This is a genomic window from Streptomyces sp. NPDC058812, from assembly GCF_042744565.1.
GTDB lineage: Bacteria > Actinomycetota > Actinomycetes > Streptomycetales > Streptomycetaceae > Streptomyces > Streptomyces thinghirensis.
Genome location: NZ_JBHYOB010000002.1, coordinates 429,774 through 448,577, shown reverse-complemented (window position 1 = coordinate 448,577; position 18,804 = coordinate 429,774). Strand labels below are relative to the sequence as shown.

General features: G+C 68.7%; 16 protein-coding genes. 5 read left to right on the top strand and 11 right to left on the bottom strand.

What is annotated here, in order from left to right:
* Positions 1 to 127: 127 nt before the first annotated feature.
* The 3 genes from ACFW48_RS06095 to dxs form a co-directional block, all read right to left on the bottom strand.
* A complete protein-coding gene (locus ACFW48_RS06095) occupies positions 128 to 1,129 on the bottom strand; it encodes a 4-hydroxy-3-methylbut-2-enyl diphosphate reductase (RefSeq protein WP_386310869.1) in 1,002 nt (333 codons plus the stop codon).
* On the bottom strand, positions 1,110 to 2,246 hold the full coding sequence (gene ispG, locus ACFW48_RS06090) for a flavodoxin-dependent (E)-4-hydroxy-3-methylbut-2-enyl-diphosphate synthase (RefSeq protein WP_386311122.1): 1,137 nt from the start codon (positions 2,244 to 2,246) through the stop codon (positions 1,110 to 1,112). The genes ACFW48_RS06095 and ispG overlap by 20 nt, the downstream gene beginning before the upstream one ends.
* Positions 2,247 to 2,340: 94 nt before the next feature.
* A complete protein-coding gene (gene dxs / locus ACFW48_RS06085; protein WP_386310868.1) occupies positions 2,341 to 4,275 on the bottom strand; it encodes a 1-deoxy-D-xylulose-5-phosphate synthase in 1,935 nt (644 codons plus the stop codon).
* 236 nt (positions 4,276 to 4,511) lie between these two features.
* On the opposite strand from dxs, the gene ACFW48_RS06080 reads away from it, so the two are divergent.
* Positions 4,512 to 5,390, top strand: a complete 879-nt coding sequence (locus tag ACFW48_RS06080; RefSeq protein ID WP_386310867.1) for a hypothetical protein — start codon at positions 4,512 to 4,514, stop codon at positions 5,388 to 5,390.
* 99 nt (positions 5,391 to 5,489) lie between these two features.
* Here ACFW48_RS06080 and fdxA read toward each other — a convergent pair whose 3' ends face one another.
* The 8 genes from fdxA to ACFW48_RS06040 form a co-directional block, all read right to left on the bottom strand.
* The gene (fdxA, locus tag ACFW48_RS06075) at positions 5,490 to 5,816 is read right to left on the bottom strand and encodes a ferredoxin (protein WP_386310865.1); all 327 of its coding nucleotides are present in this window, start codon (positions 5,814 to 5,816) and stop codon (positions 5,490 to 5,492) included.
* Positions 5,817 to 5,848: 32 nt separating this feature from the next.
* Positions 5,849 to 6,826 (bottom strand): selenoneine biosynthesis selenosugar synthase SenB, encoded by a 978-nt coding sequence (gene senB, locus ACFW48_RS06070; protein WP_386310864.1) that lies wholly within the window; start codon positions 6,824 to 6,826, stop codon positions 5,849 to 5,851.
* Positions 6,823 to 8,121, bottom strand: coding sequence for a selenoneine synthase SenA (gene senA / locus ACFW48_RS06065; protein ID WP_386310863.1), 1,299 nt, complete (start codon positions 8,119 to 8,121; stop codon positions 6,823 to 6,825). The genes senB and senA overlap by 4 nt, the downstream gene beginning before the upstream one ends.
* An 18-nt stretch (positions 8,122 to 8,139) precedes the next feature.
* Positions 8,140 to 9,858 (bottom strand): prenyltransferase/squalene oxidase repeat-containing protein, encoded by a 1,719-nt coding sequence (locus ACFW48_RS06060; protein WP_386310861.1) that lies wholly within the window; start codon positions 9,856 to 9,858, stop codon positions 8,140 to 8,142.
* Between the two features lie 124 nt (positions 9,859 to 9,982).
* The gene (locus ACFW48_RS06055) at positions 9,983 to 11,287 is read right to left on the bottom strand and encodes a cytochrome P450 (protein WP_386310859.1); all 1,305 of its coding nucleotides are present in this window, start codon (positions 11,285 to 11,287) and stop codon (positions 9,983 to 9,985) included.
* 124 nt (positions 11,288 to 11,411) lie between these two features.
* Positions 11,412 to 12,458, bottom strand: coding sequence for a flavin-containing monooxygenase (locus ACFW48_RS06050; protein WP_386310858.1), 1,047 nt, complete (start codon positions 12,456 to 12,458; stop codon positions 11,412 to 11,414).
* A gap of 64 nt (positions 12,459 to 12,522) precedes the next feature.
* Positions 12,523 to 13,713, bottom strand: a complete 1,191-nt coding sequence (locus ACFW48_RS06045) for a cytochrome P450 (RefSeq protein ID WP_386310856.1) — start codon at positions 13,711 to 13,713, stop codon at positions 12,523 to 12,525.
* Between the two features lie 178 nt (positions 13,714 to 13,891).
* Positions 13,892 to 14,800, bottom strand: coding sequence for an ABC transporter ATP-binding protein (locus ACFW48_RS06040; RefSeq protein ID WP_386310855.1), 909 nt, complete (start codon positions 14,798 to 14,800; stop codon positions 13,892 to 13,894).
* 236 nt (positions 14,801 to 15,036) lie between these two features.
* Here ACFW48_RS06040 and ACFW48_RS06035 point away from each other — a divergent pair, with 236 nt between their 5' ends.
* The 4 genes from ACFW48_RS06035 (at position 15,037) to ACFW48_RS06020 (ending at position 18,677) form a co-directional block, all read left to right on the top strand.
* Complete coding sequence (locus ACFW48_RS06035) at positions 15,037 to 15,486, top strand: MarR family winged helix-turn-helix transcriptional regulator (protein WP_386310853.1); 450 nt, start codon at positions 15,037 to 15,039, stop codon at positions 15,484 to 15,486.
* A 126-nt stretch (positions 15,487 to 15,612) separates the two neighbouring features.
* A complete protein-coding gene (locus ACFW48_RS06030; protein WP_386310852.1) occupies positions 15,613 to 16,803 on the top strand; it encodes a cytochrome P450 in 1,191 nt (396 codons plus the stop codon).
* A gap of 270 nt (positions 16,804 to 17,073) precedes the next feature.
* Positions 17,074 to 18,273: a hypothetical protein gene (locus tag ACFW48_RS06025; RefSeq protein ID WP_386310850.1), complete on the top strand. Its 1,200-nt coding sequence runs from the start codon at positions 17,074 to 17,076 to the stop codon at positions 18,271 to 18,273.
* A 74-nt stretch (positions 18,274 to 18,347) separates the two neighbouring features.
* A complete protein-coding gene (locus ACFW48_RS06020; protein ID WP_386310849.1) occupies positions 18,348 to 18,677 on the top strand; it encodes a thioredoxin family protein in 330 nt (109 codons plus the stop codon).
* Positions 18,678 to 18,804: the final 127 nt, after the last annotated feature.

Genomic DNA, 18,804 nt, shown 5'->3' with positions numbered 1-18,804 from the left:
TCTGTCCTCCCACCCCGCCCGCCCCGGGTGGCCTATGCCGGGCGGGCCCCCCGCCCGGGCCCCCCCCCCCCCCCGGGGGGGGGGGGGGGGGGGGGGCCCCCCCCCCCCGCCCTCGCCTTTCCTTCTGCTATCCCTTTCCTTCTTTCCCCGGGGCGAGGGAAAGCCGTTGGAGTTCCCGCGGAAGGGCGAAGCGCATGCTCTCCGTCACGGGCTCGATCACCTCCACGTCCCGGTATCCCCGTGCCGCGAGCCAGGCCAGGACGTCCCGCACCAGTTCCTCGGGAACGGAGGCGCCGCTGGTGACGCCTACCGTGGTGACACCGGCCAGCCAGGACTCGTCGATGTCCCTGGCGTAGTCGACCAGATGGGCGTCCGCCGCGCCGTACTCCAGGGCGACCTCGACGAGACGTACGGAGTTGGAGGAATTGGCCGAGCCCACCACGATCACCAGCTGGGACTGTGCGGCCATCTCCTTCACGGCGACCTGCCGGTTCTGTGTCGCGTAGCAGATGTCGTCGGACGGAGGATCGACCAGGCGCGGGAACCGGGCACGCAGCGCTTCGACCGTGGCCATCGTCTCGTCGACCGACAGCGTGGTCTGGGACAGCCACGCCACGCGCTCGGGATCGCGTACCCGCACATCGGCCACGCCCTGCGGGCCGTCGACCAGGTGCACGTGGTCGGGTGCTTCGCCCGCCGTTCCGATCACCTCCTCGTGGCCCTCGTGGCCGATGAGGAGGATGTCGTAGTCGGCCTTGGCGAAGTTGGCCGCCTCGCGGTGCACTTTCGTCACGAGTGGACAGGTCGCGTCGATCGTTCTCAGGTTCAGCGCCTGGGCCTCCTCGTGGACGACCGGGGCCACGCCGTGTGCGGAGAAGACCACCACCGCACCCGGCGGGACCTCCTCCGTCTCCTCGACGAAGACGGCCCCGCGCTCCTCGAGCGTCTTCACGACGTGCACGTTGTGCACGATCTGCTTGCGCACGTACACCGGGGCGCCGAATCGGTCCAGCGCGACCTCGACCGTCTTGACGGCCCGGTCCACGCCGGCGCAGTATCCGCGCGGCTGGGCGAGCAGCACACGTCGTTCCGCGGACGGCTCGGCGTTTTCAGGCGGCCGGGGTGTCACCCTCACTCCCTTCCAGCGGGTCGATGCCCAACTCCTCGGCGATGCGCATCGCTTCCTCGATGAGGGTCTCCACGATCTGTGACTCGGGGACGGTCTTGACGACCTGTCCCTTGACGAAGATCTGCCCCTTGCCGTTGCCGGAGGCGACGCCCAGGTCGGCCTCGCGGGCCTCGCCGGGTCCGTTCACCACGCAGCCCATGACGGCGACGCGCAGGGGGACGGGGAATCCTTCCAGCGCCGCTGTCACCTCGTCGGCGAGCTTGTACACATCGACCTGTGCTCGACCGCACGACGGGCAGGAGACCACTTCCAGCCCCCGCTCCCGCAGGCCGAGCGACTCCAGGATCTGAGTGCCGACCTTGACCTCCTCGACCGGCGGCGCCGACAGCGAGACCCGGATCGTGTCCCCTATCCCCTCGCTCAGCAGGGCTCCGAAGGCGACGGCGGACTTGACGGTGCCCTGGAAGGCCGGGCCCGCCTCGGTGACGCCGAGGTGGAGGGGGTAGTCGCACTGCGCGGCGAGCTGGCGATAGGCCTCGATCATCACGACCGGGTCGTTGTGCTTGACGGAGATCTTGATGTCCCGGAAGTCGTGCTCCTCGAAGAGGGACGCCTCCCACAGGGCGCTCTCCACCAGTGCCTCGGGAGTCGCCTTGCCGTACTTCTGCAGCAGGCGCTTGTCGAGGGAGCCGGCGTTGACGCCGATACGGATCGGGGTGCCGCGGTCCTTCGCGGACCGTGCGATCTCCTTGACCTGGTCGTCGAACTTCTTGATGTTGCCCGGGTTGACACGGACGGCGGCACAGCCCGCCTCGATCGCCGCGAAGACATAGCGCGGTTGGAAGTGGATGTCGGCGATGACCGGGATCTGCGACTTGCGCGCGATAGCGGGCAGAGCGTCGGCGTCGTCCTGCGAAGGGACCGCCACCCGCACGATCTGGCAGCCGGACGCGGTCAGCTCGGCGATCTGTTGAAGGGTGGCGTTGACATCCGAGGTCAGGGTAGTGGTCATCGACTGGACCGAGATCGGGGCGTCGCCGCCGACCGTCACGGAACCGACCTGGATCTGTCGGGACTTGCGGCGCTCGGCCACGGCTCGCGGTCGCGTCCGGGGCATACCGAGGGCGACGCTCACGGGGCGCCTCCCACCGGGTTGCCCACCGTCCGGGCGCCGCGGGTGGTCGGGGTGGTTGACATGGTCCGCAATCCCCTCATGCGTGGAGTGAGGCCGGCCGGCCGTCGTCGGTGGCTGTCATCGGCCCGTGGACGAGTCGGGTGATCTCCTGGGCGATGCCCTGCGGGGTGAGCCCGGCGTCGCCGAGGATCTCCTCCCGCTTGGCGTGGTCGAGGAAGGTCTGCGGCAGGCCGAGGGTCACGACCGGCGTGGTGATCTCGGCATCGCGCAGCATCCGTGCGACGGCGTCGCCGACCCCGCCCACACGTCCGTTGTCCTCGACAGTGGCGACCAGCCGGTGGCGGCGCGCGGCTCCGAGGAGCTCGGTGTCGAGCGGCTTGGCCCAACGGGGGTCAACGACCGTCACGCCCAGTCCGTGCGCGGCGATCAGTGAAGCGGCCTCCACACACGGTCCGGCCATCGCGCCCACGGCGACGATGAGAACGTCTTCGGGCCCGCCCGCCACTCGGCTCAGCCCCGGCTTGCGGAGGAGTACGTCCATCTCGCCCATCCGGTCGACGGCCTCCAGGTCTGCCCCCACCGAGCCCTTGGGGAAGCGCACGACCGTCGGGCCGTCGTCGACCGCCACTGCCTCGCGCAGCAGTTGCCGCAGCCGTCCGGCGTCACGAGGGGCCGCGATACGCAGACCGGGAACGAGCTGAAGGATGGACAGGTCCCACATGCCGTTGTGGCTCGGCCCGTCGCTGCCGGTGACCCCTGCGCGGTCCAGGACAAAGGTGACGGGCAGCCGGTGCAGGGCGACGTCCATCAGCACCTGGTCGAAGGCGCGGTTCAGGAACGTCGCGTACATGGCCACCACCGGGTGCAGTCCGCCGACGGCCAGACCGGCGGCCGAGGTCGCGGCGTGCTGTTCCGCGATCCCCACGTCGAAGACCCGGTCGGGATAGGCGTCGGCGAAGCGGGCCAGACCGGTCGGATGGAGCATGGCCGCTGTGATCGCGACGAGGTCGGACCGTTCGGCGCCCAGACGCACCATCTCCGTGCCGAACACCTCGGTCCACGAGGTGGAGGCGCCGGCGAGGGACTTGCCCGTGGCCGGATCGAAGGCGCCGGGGCCGTGGAAGCAGTCCTCGGCGTTGCTCTCGGCCGGCCGGTAGCCGCAGCCCTTCTTCGTCACGCAGTGGACGATCACGGGGGCGCCGAAGTCCCGGGCGCTGCGCAGTGCCTCCTCGAGGAGATGGACGTCATGTCCGTCGATGGGCCCGACGTATTTCAGTCCGAGGTCCTCGAACATGGCTTGCGGGGTGAACGCGTCCTTCAGCCCCTTCTTGAGCGCGTGCAGTGCTTCGTACACGGCGGAGCCGGCCACCGGAGCGCGCGGCATGACGCGCTTGACGAAGCCCATGGTGTTCTCGTAGCCGGGGTCCAGCCGGAGCTGGGCGAGGTGGCTGGCGAAGCCGCCGATGGTGGGTGAGTAGGAGCGGCCGTTGTCGTTGACCACGATGACGACCGGCCGCTTCTCACCGGCGGCGATGTTGTTCAGGGCTTCCCAGGCCATGCCGCCGGTGAGGGCGCCGTCGCCCACGAGGGCGACCACCTTGCCGTCCGTGCCCCGCAGCGCGTTCGCCTTGGCCAGTCCGTCGGCGTACGACAGGGCGGTGGAGGCGTGGGAGTTCTCGATGATGTCGTGCTCGGACTCCGCTCTGCTCGGGTAGCCGGACAGGCCCCCGCGCTGCCGCAGCAGCCGAAACCCTTCCTGCCGTCCCGTCAGAAGCTTGTGCACGTACGCCTGGTGGCCGGTGTCGAACAACAGCCGGTCCCTGGGGGATTCGAAGACCCGGTGCAGAGCGATGGTGAGCTCGACGACACCGAGATTCGGCCCTATGTGCCCTCCGGTTCTCGATATCGCGTCCACCAGAAATTCACGAATTTCCGCCGCGAGGTCCGGCAACTCTTCAGGGCCCAACGCGCGTACGTCGGCCGGGCATCGAATCTTTTCCAGTAGGCTCATATGTGCTTTCCCCTCTGCAGAGACGATGTACCTCACGGTAGGGAGAGCGTCCGGCGGGTGGCCAGTGTTGTCCAGCAGAGCGGAACAGTTCTGGTCGGGTGGCGCGACGGATCGTAGGCTGATCGTTCGCACTCGATTCACAGCTCGTCCGTAGTCGATAAACGGGGTGACGTCTCGTGTCCGACGGAATACTTGATCTCGGTGCCGCGCAATTGCCGGAGCTGCGAGGAAGGGAGTTGACGACGTCCGTCCGTGCCGCTTCGGGACGGACTCTGCTGGTGCGGGCGCCGGCGGACGGCACCTTCGCCGGACGAGCCCACGCCCTCCAGCTCGCTCGCGCCTTCGGGGCGGATGTGCTGGTGCTCGACTCCATCCAGGGAGTGTGGGACGGAGACACCTGGAACTTTCCCGTGCTCGGCCGCTACACGGATCTGCACGCGGTCTCCCAGGACTTGGGGCGACCGATCTGCGTGGTGCTGCGGACCGGTGACGTTCCGGTGCCGGGTCGTGCGACCCCTTGGAACGCCCAGCGGCTGGCCGATCAGGGCGCAGCGGCGATCTGGGTCACGGACGACGCGGCCACTTCGGCTTCGTACGCCGATCTCACGCGGGATGTCGCCAGGATTCGTTCCCTGGTCGGCCCCGAGGTGTCTCTCTGGGCGGGCCGTGCACCCCAGGACGGACCGCTCGGCGCTCGCACCGGGGCGGCGGGCCCGATGCGGCTGGCTGAGGCGGGGGCCGACATGGTCTTCCTGGCGGCTCCCGGTCCCGGCTCAGGGACGGCCGCGGTGGAATCGGCCGTACGAGCCGCCCGCATGCTGCAACGCGCCGGCGTACTGGTCGCCGTGACGGGTCGCGCGGAATCGGAGCCGGCGGACACCCCCGGCATCACGGACGCGGTGCGGGCGGCGCGTGTGATGGGCGTGGACGCACACCTGCTGGGTTCAGGGCCGCTCGGCCCCCACCTCGATCCCGAACTTCTCTACCACTACTCGCTGGAGGTGAGGGGGCGGGAGTTCACCTGGCGGCGCATGGCGGAAGCCGGCTCAAGGAACGCCGCCGCGTACCGGCCGCGTAGGCACGAGCCCGTGCTGCGTCTTCCGTCGGCCGGCTGACACGGCTGCGACCCGCTCGCCACGCAGTCGGCTGCCGGGCTCATGCCAAAGGGAGCGTGAACCCGGCAGCCGACTGCTTCTGGTCTCGGGCGGCCGTCCTCAGCCGGTGCCGGCCTGCAGTGGCCGGTCGTCGATCAGTGAGTGGTCGTGCCCCACGAGGCCGACCTTGCTGGCTCCTCCCGGCGAGCCCAGCTCGGAGAAGAATTCCGCGTTCGCCCGGCGGTAGTCCTCCCACTCCTCCGGCAGGTCGTCCTCGAAGAAGACGGCCTCGACTGGGCATACCGGTTCACATGCTCCGCAGTCGACGCACTCGTCCGGATGGACGTACAGGGCCCGGGAGCCTTCGTAAATGCAGTCGACCGGGCACTCTTCGATGCAGGCCTTGTCCTTCACGTCGACGCACGGCTGCGCAATGACGTAGGTCATTCACTTTCCTCTTCTTGAATACCCCCTCGGCGCTACGCCGAGATGCGCCGGGCTGATGTAGTGACGCCGAGCGTGTCCAGAAGCCGGCGGAATGCCTCTCTTTCGAGCGCGGGATCCACTTGCCCGGCCAATCGCTCGCAGTGCTCGGTAAGTTTCCGCAGATAGCCGTTCTCATCGCGCTCTGCGGCGTAAAGTGCGTCGGCGAGCGCCCGGGTGTCCTGTGCGGGGAAATAGCCGGGGTAGTCCTCACCGAGGAGACCGATGGATCCTTCGATCGCCGAGGAGATCACAGGCACCCGGGCAGCCATCGCCTCGGAGATGACGTTGGCACCGCCCTCGTGCAGGGATGTGAGGACCAGCAGGCGGCTGCGCGCCAGGATCGCCAGCGCCTCTTCACGGGGCACCGCGCCGCGCCAGTCGTAGCGGGGGTTGACCGCCGATTCCGCGGCCAGTTCCACGGACAGCGATTCGTCCCGGTCCTCCCCCGCGTGGGTGACCCGGATTCTGGAGTCGGCGGGCAGCAGCCGTACGGCTCCGGCGAGCCGCATCGGGTCCTTCACGGGACGGACGTGGGCCAGGAACGCCACCTCGAAGCAGTCCTCCCGCTGCGGACGCGACGGAACGGGAGGGAGGGACTGCACGATGACGTCGGCGCATCGGGCGAGGTCCGGAGGCAGTTGGGCAAGGCCTCGGCGCTGGAGCACGATGAATCGATCAGCCATGGCCAGGATCCCGGGGTCCACGCCTGAGTCCTGAAGACTGGGGTACAGGTCGGTTCCCGTGAGGGCGATCACCACGGGAGCGCCAGGCCGGTCGGCCCGAAAGGCACGTACGGCGTCCGCGCTCTTGCGGGCGTGGAGAGCGAGCAGGGCGTCGTACCGGCCCGGCCGGTACTCCTGCGCGATCTCCACGCGATGGCCGAGATCGCGCAGGATCCCGGCCCATCGACGCGCCGTCACCCCGTTGCCGTGCGTGCTGTCGACCGCCGTCGGCGTGACGAGGAGAATCATGCGTCGACCGCGCAGGTACGGAAGCCGCCGAGTACGTCCCGCCGGTCCGGAGTGAAGTAGTTGCGCATGGTCGAACGGACGTAGCGACCGCGTGTGGCCCACGATCCGCCGCGCAGCACCTTACGGCTGCCGAAGAACTGCTCGGAGTTGTCGGCGTAGGAGTCCCGTTCGAAGTTGGGGTAGGGCACGAAGTCGCTCGCGGTCCACTCCCAGACGTTGCCGATCATCTGACGACATCCGAACGGACTGTCGCCGGCCTCGCAGGCGGCCACGTCGGAGGGACCACCGCCGCGCCAGTCCGTCGTGGCGTTCTTCGCATCGGAAGCGTGGTCGCCCCAGGGGTAGCAGGTCTTCGGCAGGCCGCCTCCTGACGCCGCGAACTCCCACTCGGCCTCGGTGGGCAGGCGCCGCCCCGCCCATCGCGCGTAGGCGTCGGCCTCCCACCAGCAGACGTGGTGTACGGGGAGGTGCGGCTCGAGGTCGACCCACGTGTCGAAGTGCCGGCGCTGGAAGCCTTCGTCCGGGCTGCCACGCCAGTACAAGGGGTGCTCGGCTCCGGTGGCCGCGAGCCAGGCGCCCTGGTCGGCCCAGAGCCGGGGGTCCGTGTATCCGCCGTCCGCGACGAAGGCCGCGAACTCGGCCTGTGTCACCGGCGCCTTGGCGATGGTGAACGGCGCGACGCGCGTCAGGTGACCCCACTTCTCGTTGTCGTAGACGAAGGGGTCCCGGCGCAGGGCACCGAGCAGGAACTGTCCGCCTCCGACCGACGTGTCCCCGGTCCACGGCCCGGAACTCGCGCCGTGCGAGGGTTCGGCGTCGGTGAGCCCCGGCAGTGCGGGCGGCGCGTAGCCGAGGGCCTGACGCGTGTACGTGAAGGCCTCGGTGTGGGTGTCGTAGTGGTGGACGGTGTAGCGCGCGAAGTGGCGCACCACGTCGGTGGCGTCCGGGCGGGCGACCTCCTCGGCGACGCGTTCGGCCACGGTGCGCATGTAGGCGACGGTCTCCTCGCGCGAGGGCAGGTCGAGTCGCCAGCGGGTGTCGTGCGGGATGGCACCGGAGTCGTAGATCGAGTCGGCGTAGGAGAGGACGGGGGCCTGCCCGCACGCGCCGCGCAGGACGAACTTCTCCTGGAACCATGCCTGGTGGCCGATCTCCCACAGCATGGGATTAACCGTGGGCAGCAGAGGGCCGAGCAGCTGGCTGTCCTCGAGGTCCGCGACGAGCTGGATCGCGCGTTCAGTACCGTCGAGGACCCACTCGGCGAGTTCACCGGGTTCGGTTGCGTTGGCTTCCATATCAGCTCCAGACATCGTTCACGCGGACGCGGAACCGGCCTCCGGGCCCTGCGCGCCGGCCAGCTTCAGCCAGCGGGCGAGGGCACGCTGGGCATAGGTGTGGGCAATCAGATCGTCGCTGTAGTAGAGCTGGTCGTAGTACAGCCCGACCATGCTCTGCCGCCAAGTGCCCCGGTCGTTCTGGTGGTCGAGCAGCCATTCCACCGCGCGGACCAGGCGCTCGTCCCAGCACGGCAGGTCGGACCTCAGCAGTGAGTACAGCGCCCAGCCCGTCTCCTCGGCCGTGCCGCCGTCCGGAGCGCCCTCGATGGCCTTCTCCGGCCAGGCTCCGTCCGCCCGCTGGTTCTCCAGCAGCCAGGCCCGTGCCCGAACCGGAACGGTGCTCGCCACGTCACCCAGCTCGGCGTATGTCTCCAGCACCTTGGCGGTGCCGTGGGTCGAGTCGCGGAACCACAGCGAGGGCAGCGCGCCGTCGGCCTGCTGCGTGGTCTCGAACCAGCGCAGCGCCTTGTCCACGGGCGACTTGGGTCCGCGCCCGATGCCGAGCCGATGGAAGCCCATCACCACGTGCGAGGTGACACCCGTGCACGGGCCGTCGTGGACCATCGAGGAGTCCCGCATCCACTCGGACCAGGAACCGTCCTTGTTCTGCATGCCGTACAGCCAACGCAGGGCCTTGCGTACGGCTGGGTGGCGATGCGGGAGTCCGAGCAGGGACAGTGCGGTGAGTACCACCGCGGTGTCCTCGGATTCGGGCCAGCCGGACGGGTTCGCCCAGGACCAGCCGCCGGCGGGAAGCTTGAGGGGTTCGAAGGGCCCGTTCCACTGCGCCGACAGCAGCCAGTCGCGGGTGCGGCGCAGCCGGGGCTCGTTCGCCACGTCGGTACTCTCGGCCAGGGCCAGCACCGCGTAGGAGGTCACCGCGAGCTCCAAGTCGCGGTCGATGGCCCAGGAGCCGTCCGCCCGCCTCGTCTCCTTCAGGTACTCCAGGCAGCCACGCTGGATGTCAGGGCCCACGTCCTCGCCCGCGACCCGCAGACCGGTGTAGACGAGTGCCGCCATCAACGGGCATTCCTCGATGCCCCCGTTGGTGGCCATGGCGGTGCGCAGCCAGTCCAGGCCCTTCTGCTCCGCGAGCCGTTGTACGGTCCTCCGTGCGCGGCCGGCCGGGAGCTGGCGGGACTGGCCGATGCCGAGCGCGACGACTCCGGGCAGCGCAATGGACGCGCGGGCGCGCATACCGGCGGGCAGCAGCATGATCTCCAGCGGCTGGACGGGCTGCTGTTCCACATCCCGCAGCCCTTCCATCGCCCAGGTGATGGCGACCAGTTCCCGCCAGGTCCTGACGTTGGGGAAGACGGCGGCATCTCCGCCGCCCGCGTCGATGAAGGCCGTGCCCGCGTCGATGGCCTGCTGAGAGCCCTGGGGGTCCAGGACCTTGAGAGCGGCCAGGGCGAACGCGGTGACGCTGACGTCGGAGGGCGGGTCGGCGTCGGCCACGCTCCATCCGCCGTCCTCGCGCTGGTTCTGTCGCAGCCAGTCGAGCCCGTCCTGAATCTCTTCCCGGTACGTCCGGCGGCCGGCGCGAGCGAACGCCAGCACCGCGAGGGCCGTCGGCATGGCCGATGACGACAGGCGATCCGTCCAGCCGCCGTCGGCTCGCTGCTGCGTGTAGAGGTACTCCGTGCCCCTGGCGACGGCTTCGGCCACTCGTTTCTTCAGAGTCTCGGAACTCACGCTTTGAACTCCTGTGGAGGTTCGCTCGGGGCAGGGACACGGGGTGACCTGTCGCGGTGGTTCCGCGGAGGACCGCTGTCCGGTCGGTGGCGACGGATGCTCGACCGGCGCCACCGACCGGGGTTCAAGCGAGTGCGGAGGCCGGCTCGGGGATGAAGGTGAGGGTCATGTCGTTGATGGCGTGCACGGCCTCGGGCATGTAGGTCGGCGGGTCCTGGACCAGCTGCGGGTTGGCCAGCCGGCGGGCCAGCGTCGCGAAGACCACTTCGCCCTGTACACGGGCCATCGGGGCACCGAGGCAGTAGTGGATACCACCGCCGAACTCCAGGTGGCGGTTGTCGGTCCGCGTGATGTCGAACCGGTCGGGGTCGGGGAAACGCGCGGGGTCGCGGTTCGCGGACGCCAGCCAGAGCATGATCGGCGTGCCCTTGCTCACCTGGGTACCGTTGATCTCCAGGTCCTTCGCGGCCACTCGCCGGGTGAACTGGATCGGCGAGTCGTATCGCAGCACCTCCTCGACCGCGGAGGCGGCCAGTTCGGGCTTGTCCCGCAGCAGCTGGAGCTGGTCGGGGTTGCGCAGCAGGGCCAGCATGCCGTTGGCGATGAGGCCGATGGTCGTCTCGTGGCCGGCGACCACCATCAGACGGCACGTGTCGTTGATCTCCGATGTGGTGATCTCACCGCGCGCCTCTGCCTCCAGCATGACCGACAGGAGGTCGTCGCCGAGGTTGTCGCGCTTCTTGGCGATCTGCCGGTCGAAGTACAGCGTCATCTCGTCCTGCACGCCGGCGCTGTAGCTGAGGCAGGCGCCTGCTCCGGCGGGTGCCTCGAAGTCGCAGCAGAGCTGCGACCGCTTCCAGGCCACCTCACCCAGGTGGTCCTCGGGCGGGATACCGAGCATGGTGCAGATGACCTTGATCGGGAGGGGATAGGCCAGCTCCTCGACCAGTTCGATCTCACCGCGCGCCGCGGTCCTGTCGAGGACCTCGTCGACGATCTGCTGGGCGATCGGGCGCAGCCGCTCGATCCGCCGCGGCGTGAACATCTCGCTCACGACGCCCCTCAGCCGGGTGTGGTCCGGCGGGTCACGGTGCAGGAACGACCGCTGCCCGAGGGTGTCGATGAGGTTCTGCGGAAGCTCGCCGGAGGCGATCTTGGACTGCTGGCCCGCGCCGTGCTGGTCGTCGCTGCTGACGTCGGGGTGTCTCAGGGCCGCGGACACATCCGCGTAGTTCATCATCACCAGCGTCTCGCCGAGCTGGTGGACCGGGCGTTCGCGCAGCAGCCGCTGGTAGAGCTCGTACGGCTCCACCATGATCTCGTGATCGGCGAAGAACGGCACGATGGTCGGTTCCGTCTCGGCCTTCGCCAGTGCGGGAATGTCCTCTGCTTTTTTACCTGGGAACAGTTTCTTCTCGATCAGTCCCATACCGGAACCCATCCTCCCCAATACGTTTATCCACGTATCTTTGTAGAAAGAAGCCTAAAGGGCGGCTTCCTGGTCCGTCAATGAGGCGCAGACATATGAGAGTTGAGCGCCGGAACTCCGAAGCTCAGTGGGCGACGCGGTACGTCAGGCGTTTCACCAGACGCGCCGCGTCGGCCCCGACGCCTCCCACCAGGTGAGAGGTGACCGTCGACTGGAAGGGCAGGCCGAGGAGATGGAGTCCCGGCTCCCCCCGCACGGATCCATCGCGGTGGCCCGGGACGCGGTCGGGCGCGATGAAGGGAAGGTCGACCCAGGAATAGTCCGGCACGAAGCCGGTGCACCACACGACGGTACGAACGTCCTGGAGCCGGCCGTCGGCGAGCAGAGGGCGCCCTTCTGCCACGCCGACCACTCGCGGCACCCGCCGCACTCCCGCACGGCGCAGAGCATCCGGGCTCACGCTGATCAGCGGGTGTCCCCGGCCCGTCCCGGACGCCGCAATGCCCCGGCCGGGCCAGGTGTGGACGGACAGCTTTCCCATGACGCGGTACGCGGCAGCGCCCATGGGAAAGGGGACGTGGCCGGTGTCGCGACCGGCGAGCCAGACTCGATGGGACGCGGCCAGTTCCAGGGCGATCTCCGCGCCCGAGTTACCCGCCCCGACCACCATGACGTCACCCGGCTCCAGCCTGCCGGGGTTGAGGTAGTCGAAGGAGTGGAGCTGGTCGACGGAAGGATCCAGCTTGTCCGCGAACTCGGGAACGTACGGCGCGGTGAAGGCCCCTGTGGCCACAACCACCTGGGCTGCCTCGATCTCACGCCCCCCTGCCATGAGCCCATAGCGGTCACCGGACCGGGTCAGCGACTCCACGCGGGAGCCGAGCCGCACCGGCAGACCGAACGACGTCGCGTACGTCTCGAGATAATTGGCCAGTTCGTCCTTGGTCTGGTAGAGACCGTCGGCGGCCCGACCCTTCATGCCAGGCAGATGCGAGTAGCTCACGGGAGTGAACAGCCTGAGCGAGTCCCAGCGTGAGCGCCAGGAGTGCCCCAGGCGCTCCGCCGCCTCCAGAACGACGAAGTCCCGCCCTTGCCGAGCCAGGTGGTAGGCGGCGGCCAGGCCGGCCTGGCCGCCGCCTACCACAACCGTCTCGAAGCTGTCGGCGCTCATGACGCTTGTCCCGGGCCCGCCTCACTCACCGGCACACTGCGCATCCCGGACGCCGGGCTGCGGGTCACCATGTCACGGGCAGTTCGACCGGCGCGTTGAGCATGGACCCGACCGACCACTCCAACTCCCCCGGCTCCACTGCCAGTCGCAGGTTCGGGAAGCGCCTCGCCAGCCCCTCGAACGCGACCACCATCTCCACCCGCGCCAGCGCGGCGCCCAAGCAGAAGTGCGCGCCGTAGCCGAAGGTCATGTGACCCGCGTCGGTACGCTCAGCGTCGAAGACGAGCGGCGCCATGCGCGCGGTCGGGTCGAGATTGGCCAGGTTGAGACTGACCAGAACCTGCTCGCCCTTCCGGATCTGCTGCCCCGCGAGTTCCGTGTCCACCGCCGCAGTCCGCCAGATGGAGGTGTCGATGGGCGGCTGATGACGGAGCACTTCCTCGGCGACCTGCTCCATCGGGATCTCGCCCGAAGCGATGCGAGACCACTGGCCGGTGGCGCTCAGCACCATCACTCCCCTGGTGATGGCCTTGGCGGTGGTCTCATGGCCGGCGATGATGATCAAGCCGGTCGTGGCGATGAGCTCTTCCTCCGTCATCGCGTCCCGGCCGTCCCGGGCCCGGATGAGGTCGGACAGGAGGTCGTCGCCGAGGTTCTTTCGCCGGTCGACGACGAGCCGCTGGATGGAGGCGTGGAACTCCACGACCGCGGTCTCGATCTCCTCCGCAGTGCTCGTGCTGAGCGAGATGAACACCTCCGACCAGCGCCTCAGGTCGGCTTTGTCCTCGTCCGGAACGCCCCCGAGCACGCGGAAGATGACCGCCATGGGAAGGGGGAGCGCGAGTGTCGAAATGAGGTCTACGCCGGGGCCCTTCTCCTCCACGTCGTCGAGAAGGGACTCCACCAGCTCCTTGATGGTGGGGACCATCACCTGGATACGGCGTGCCGTGAAGACCTTCGCGGCCAGGCGGCGGATACGGGTGTGCTCGGGCGGATCCATTCCCACCATCGGAACGGCCGCCTGAGCTCGCTTGTCCTCGAGACCGGGGTCCGGCCGGCTGGTGAAGCGGGCGGGCTCGGACAGCACCTCACGCACTTCTTTCTCGCCGGCCACCAGCCAGGCCTCGTTGCCCCCGGGGCCGATCACCCGCAGGACCGGGTTGCTCCGAGCCGCTTTCAGCAGCAGGGGATCAGGCAGTCCCTCGGGGGTGAGGGGCTGCGGGAATCTCAGGGTCGGTACCGCATTTTCGCTCATACAAGCCCTCCGCGGTCTCCTACGGCGGCCGCCGCCTCATCAGGGGACGGGGCCTTGCACGTCTAGCTTATGCGTTATTCCTGAAAATAATGGAACTTGATGACCGGGCAGGACCATAGCACGCCGTGGAGGGCCGCCAGAAGCCCCTCCACGACATCGAGTTCGGCCGTGAGAGCCGCTACTGGTCGCCAGTGAGGGCGAAGAAGATGTCCTCGAGACTGCTGCGCTCGGAGCCCAGCTCATGGATCTCGAGACCCGCCGCGGAAGCGATGCGCCCCACCTCCGCCACATCCAGGCCCCACACCCGCACGAGGTCGGCCTCCGTGCGATCGGCCCGGACCCCGCCGGCCATGCGCTCACCGAACAGCTCCATCAGGGCGTCGGCATGAGGGGTGCGCACCGTCACGACGCCCCCCTCGCCACCCGCCACCTCGTCCAGGGTGCCCTCGCGTACCAGCCTGCCCCTGTTGATGACGACCACCCGGTCCACCAGTTGCTCCACCTCGGAGAGCACATGACTCGAGACCAGCACGGTCCCACCCTGGTCGGCGAACTCCCGCAGCATCGAACGCATCCAGTTGATCCCCTTCGGATCCAGCCCGTTGGCCGGCTCGTCGAGCACGAGCACCGAAGGGTTGCCGAGCAGGGCACCGGCGAGCGCGAGGCGCTGGCGCATACCGAGGGAGTAGCCCTTCACCTTGCGTTGCGCCGCATCCGCCAGGCCCACCCTTTCCAGCACTTCATCGGCGCGCTCGGCCGGGATCCCGTTGGCGGTGCACAGCACTCGCAGGTGCCCCCGGCCGCTGCGCCGCGGGTGGAATCCGGACGCGTCCAGGGCCGCACCGACCTCCCCGCCGGGCGAGGCGAGTTCCCCGTAGCGGCGCCCTCCGATGGTGGCCACACCGGCGTCCGGGCGCACGAGCCCGAGCAGCATGCGCAGAGTGGTGCTCTTGCCCGCACCATTGGGGCCGAGGAAGCCGGTGACCGACCCGGGCTGCACGGAGAAGGACAGCCCGTCGACCGCTTTGACGTCACCGAACGACTTGGTCAGGCCAGAGATTTCGATCGGAACGCTACTCTTGCCCATGAGAACAGTCCTCCATCGTGAGTCGGGACACTGCGCCGGATGCGGGTTCGCAGATCGCAGGTGGCTACGACATCGGACACGGCGCCGAACACCGGGGAATCCAGCCCGGCTCGCCGTTCGGACGGTCCCCCCGCCCACCACCGTGGGACATCTGTCGAGATCGGTTTAAGATGCCTCGTGGATAGGGACCATACAACATGGTGAAGTCAATACACAATGTTTCCGGGGCAGCAACTGTGACCAGCCGAACCGCAGCTCTCGACCGCCTACTGACCCTGGCGGGGCGCCTGACCGAGGTGATGGAACGCGGCATGGCCGAGCGCGGCCTGAACCGCGCTCACGCCACGCTGCTCATGGTGCTGCACCACGGCGGCCCGACAGTTCAGCGCGGCTTGAGCCAGGCCCTCGGGGTCACGCCCCGTCACGTGACGGGCCTCGTGGACACACTGGAGGCCGACGGGTGGGTCGAGCGCCGCCCGCACCCCACCGACCGGCGGGCCTCCATGGTCACCCTCACCACCAAGGGCGAGGCAGCCGTCGCCATCATGAACGAGGAACGGCGCAACTGGGCGGAGCAACTCTTCGCGAAGGTACCCGAGAGCGAGCTCGACATGTTCACCGCCATCCTCGACACCCTCGACTCCTCCGTGACGCACAGGGGCGACCAACCGCACTGCGCGAGTTGACCATCGAGGTGCCCCACTCCGTCCGGACGGGCACCCTTCACACGCACCTCACCTTATTCCAATAAACCTTGCATTCATGCATGATGGGACTTCCTGATCTCTCCCTCACCGTAAGGGATCACGTGCATGACCATCACCGAGAATCACCCCACGCTCCCCTTCGCCAGGCCGGACATCCTCGGCCTGGCGCCTCTCTTTCACGAGCTCCAGGAACAGGACCCGGTGGCCCGGGTCCGCACCCCTACCGGCGACTTCGGCTGGCTCGTGACACGGCATGCAGACGTGAAGCAGCTGCTCGCGGATCCTCGCCTCGGCCGCGGACACGCCGAACCGGAACGGGCCGCCCGCTACTCCCGTTCACGCATGGAGGGCGGTCCGCTCGGCGACCCGAAGACCGAGGACGCCGAGTACGGACGCATGCGGAGTCTGCTCTCCCCCTCGTTCGCCCCGCGGCGCATGCACACCGTGCACGAGCGCGTCCTCGCCCTGGTCGACGAGTTGTTCGACCAGGCCCTGAGCCGGCCGGCGCCCGTCGACTTCCATGAGGCGATCGCCTTCCAGCTGCCGGTCATGGTCATCTGCCGGCTGCTGGGCGTGCCCGAGGACGACCGCGACCGGTTCCGGGGCTGGCTCGACGCGGCGACCGCTCTGTACGACCAGAACCAGATAGCGAGCGGCTACGCGGCCCTGATGGGATACACCGACGAACTGGTGCGCCTCAAGCGGGAGAAGCCGGGCGAGGACATCATCACGGACCTGCTCGCGGCCGTGGACGAGTCGGAGGCAGCGGCCAAGCTGCCTCAACTGGTGGCCGGACTGCTCTACGCCGGCTACGAAACCACCGTCGAGCGCCTCGGATTCGGAGCCCTGCACCTGCTCGCCCACCCGGATCAGATGCAACTACTCCGCAAGGATCCGTCCCTGATGCCCTCGGCGGTCGAGGAGGTTCTCAGGGTGGCCGCTCCCAGCCGCCCGCCACGCATCGCCTATGCCCGCGCCGACCTCGAGGTGCGCGGGGTGTCCATCAAGTCCGGCGATCTGGTCATGCTGGCCATACAGGCCGCCAACCACGACCCGCGCGTGTTCGAAGACCCCCAGCGCTTCGATGTGACCCGGTCCCCCAACCCCCATCTCAGCTTCGGCCACGGCGGCCACTTCTGCCTCGGCGCCAGCATGGCCCGGCTCGAACTCGAAGCGGTCTTCTCGGCCCTCGTACGGCATGAGCCGACACTGCGACTCGCGGCCCCCGTCGAGGACCTGCTCCAGCACGAGAATCCGTCCACCGGTGGCCTGACCGCGCTGCCCATCACCTGGTGAGAGAACATGTCTCCTTCGCTCCGCAGACGTCCCTTGATAGCACTGTCCCTGGCGGCAGTCGTTCTGGCCGCACTCCCGCAAGCGCAGGCCACGGCAGCTCCCCCCGCCCGTACTACCGCCTCCTCCGCCGAGCCGGCACCCTTCCCGGGAGTCCTCGGACCGCAGAACCCCTTCGTCGCGCCCCATGGCCTCGGAACCGCCCATAACGACAGCCAGTCGTCGGACGCGACGCCCCAGACGGGGCCGGGGGCCGGTCCGTACAACACGTCCATGGTCTACGGACCCACCTGCCCTTCGACGGTGATGGACAGCGAGGGACTCCTGGTCGGACTGTGCATGGACGGGCACGACAAGCCCAGCATCCGCCTGATGGACCCCAAGACGCTGGCCGTACTGGCCTCCATACCGCAGCCGCCCACCAGTCAGTACGGTGTGCACTTCTACATCGACCGCTACGACCGCACCGTCATCTCCAACGGCGACGGCCACATCCTCCGGGTGAGTCACCGCCAGGACTCCTCGGGGCAATGGAGGCTGCGGGTCGACGACGACTGGGACCTCAGCCGTCAGGTGAGCGATCACTGTGGCGCTCCGCGCTGCGACTACCTGGTGAGCGTCAAGCCGGACTGGGCCGGGCGGATCTGGTTCTCCTCCCTGGAAGGTGTCGTGGGGACCCTGAACCCGCGCACCGGCGCGGTGCGCACCCTCCACCTGCCCGACGGCGAACGCGTGGTCAAGGCGATCTCGACCTCCTTCAGAGGGGTCGCACTCGCTTCCGACTACGCGGTGTACCTCCTCAAGGCAGATGCCCTCGGGCGGCCCAGAATCGTCTGGCGCGAGACGTACGACCGCGCCGACTTCATCAAACCCGGCAAGTGGACCGAGGGCAGCGGCACTTCACCCAGCTTCTTCGGTCCGGGCGACGACCGCTACCTCGCCCTCATGGACGGCGGTGCGCCCCGGGAGAGCGTGCGCGTCTACCGGGTGGACGCCCGCGCGGGCCGGCGGCTCCTGTGCACGATCCCGGTCTTCGCCCACGGCGCCAGCAGCACCGACGACACTTTCATCGTGGCGGGGCGCAGCGTCATCGCGGTGAACACCAACGGCTACGACTACTTCGACTACACGCCGAAGCCGCTGCCGGGCGGCATGACCCGTATCGATGTGCGCAAGGACGAGTCGGGCTGCGACGTGGTGTGGAACAACCCCACCTCGACGACCACCATGGCCAAGCTGTCCATGAGCAAGGGCATCGTCTACAACTTCGAGCGGACGGTGGACGACGCGGGCGTTCCCACCTACTCGTTCATGGCCATCGACGCACACACGGGCAAGACCCTCTCCCGGACTCCGCTCGGCCACCACTTCGTCTATGAGGGCCTCCAGCTCAACGGCATGCTGGGGCCGGACGGCAGCTACTACCAGGGCGTACTCGGCGGCATGATCCGCGTCAGCCCGACTACCGGCTGACTCCCGGCCACGCTTCACAACCATCACTTCATTGTGTACCGTCTTCACTAATTCATGGAGAGAAATGAGGCGTGATGGTTCAGCATGTCCAGACGCTGACCGAGGCGGACTTCGACCAACATGTCGGCAGCGCACTCCAACCGGTCCTCGTCGACTTCTGGGCCGAGGACTGCTCCTCGTGCAAGGCCCTGTTCCCGCTGCTGGAGGAGCTCGCCCAGGAGCACACCGGAGCGCTGCGCGTGGGCGCGGTCCGTCTCGATGACGCGCCGGGCCTCGCGCGGCGTTTCGACATCATGAAGCTGCCGACCCTCATGGTCTTCGTCGACGGAGAGCCGGTGAAGCGGATCGTCGACATCCAGCACAACGCCGATCTGGTGGATGCGCTGGAAGAGTTCCTGCGCTGACGCCGCTCAGCGAAGACGGGGCCGGGGGGGGGGCCCCCCCCAGGGGGGGGGGGGGGGCCCCGGCGCGGGGGTGAGAGGGGAGGCCGCGCCCCCGCCCGGAGAGGCGGAAGGACGGCGGCTGGGGGAG

Coding starts and splice junctions, on each gene's coding strand:
- ispG (WP_386311122.1), bottom strand. CDS start 2,246: ATGCCCCGGACGCGACCGCGAGCCGTGGCCGAGCGCCGCAAGTCCCGA.
- dxs (WP_386310868.1), bottom strand. CDS start 4,275: ATGAGCCTACTGGAAAAGATTCGATGCCCGGCCGACGTACGCGCGTTG.
- fdxA (WP_386310865.1), bottom strand. CDS start 5,816: ATGACCTACGTCATTGCGCAGCCGTGCGTCGACGTGAAGGACAAGGCC.
- senB (WP_386310864.1), bottom strand. CDS start 6,826: ATGATTCTCCTCGTCACGCCGACGGCGGTCGACAGCACGCACGGCAAC.
- senA (WP_386310863.1), bottom strand. CDS start 8,121: ATGGAAGCCAACGCAACCGAACCCGGTGAACTCGCCGAGTGGGTCCTC.
- ACFW48_RS06055 (WP_386310859.1), bottom strand. CDS start 11,287: ATGGGACTGATCGAGAAGAAACTGTTCCCAGGTAAAAAAGCAGAGGAC.
- ACFW48_RS06050 (WP_386310858.1), bottom strand. CDS start 12,458: ATGAGCGCCGACAGCTTCGAGACGGTTGTGGTAGGCGGCGGCCAGGCC.
- ACFW48_RS06045 (WP_386310856.1), bottom strand. CDS start 13,713: ATGAGCGAAAATGCGGTACCGACCCTGAGATTCCCGCAGCCCCTCACC.
- ACFW48_RS06040 (WP_386310855.1), bottom strand. CDS start 14,800: ATGGGCAAGAGTAGCGTTCCGATCGAAATCTCTGGCCTGACCAAGTCG.
- ACFW48_RS06030 (WP_386310852.1), top strand. CDS start 15,613: ATGACCATCACCGAGAATCACCCCACGCTCCCCTTCGCCAGGCCGGAC.
- ACFW48_RS06025 (WP_386310850.1), top strand. CDS start 17,074: ATGGTCTACGGACCCACCTGCCCTTCGACGGTGATGGACAGCGAGGGA.
- ACFW48_RS06020 (WP_386310849.1), top strand. CDS start 18,348: ATGGTTCAGCATGTCCAGACGCTGACCGAGGCGGACTTCGACCAACAT.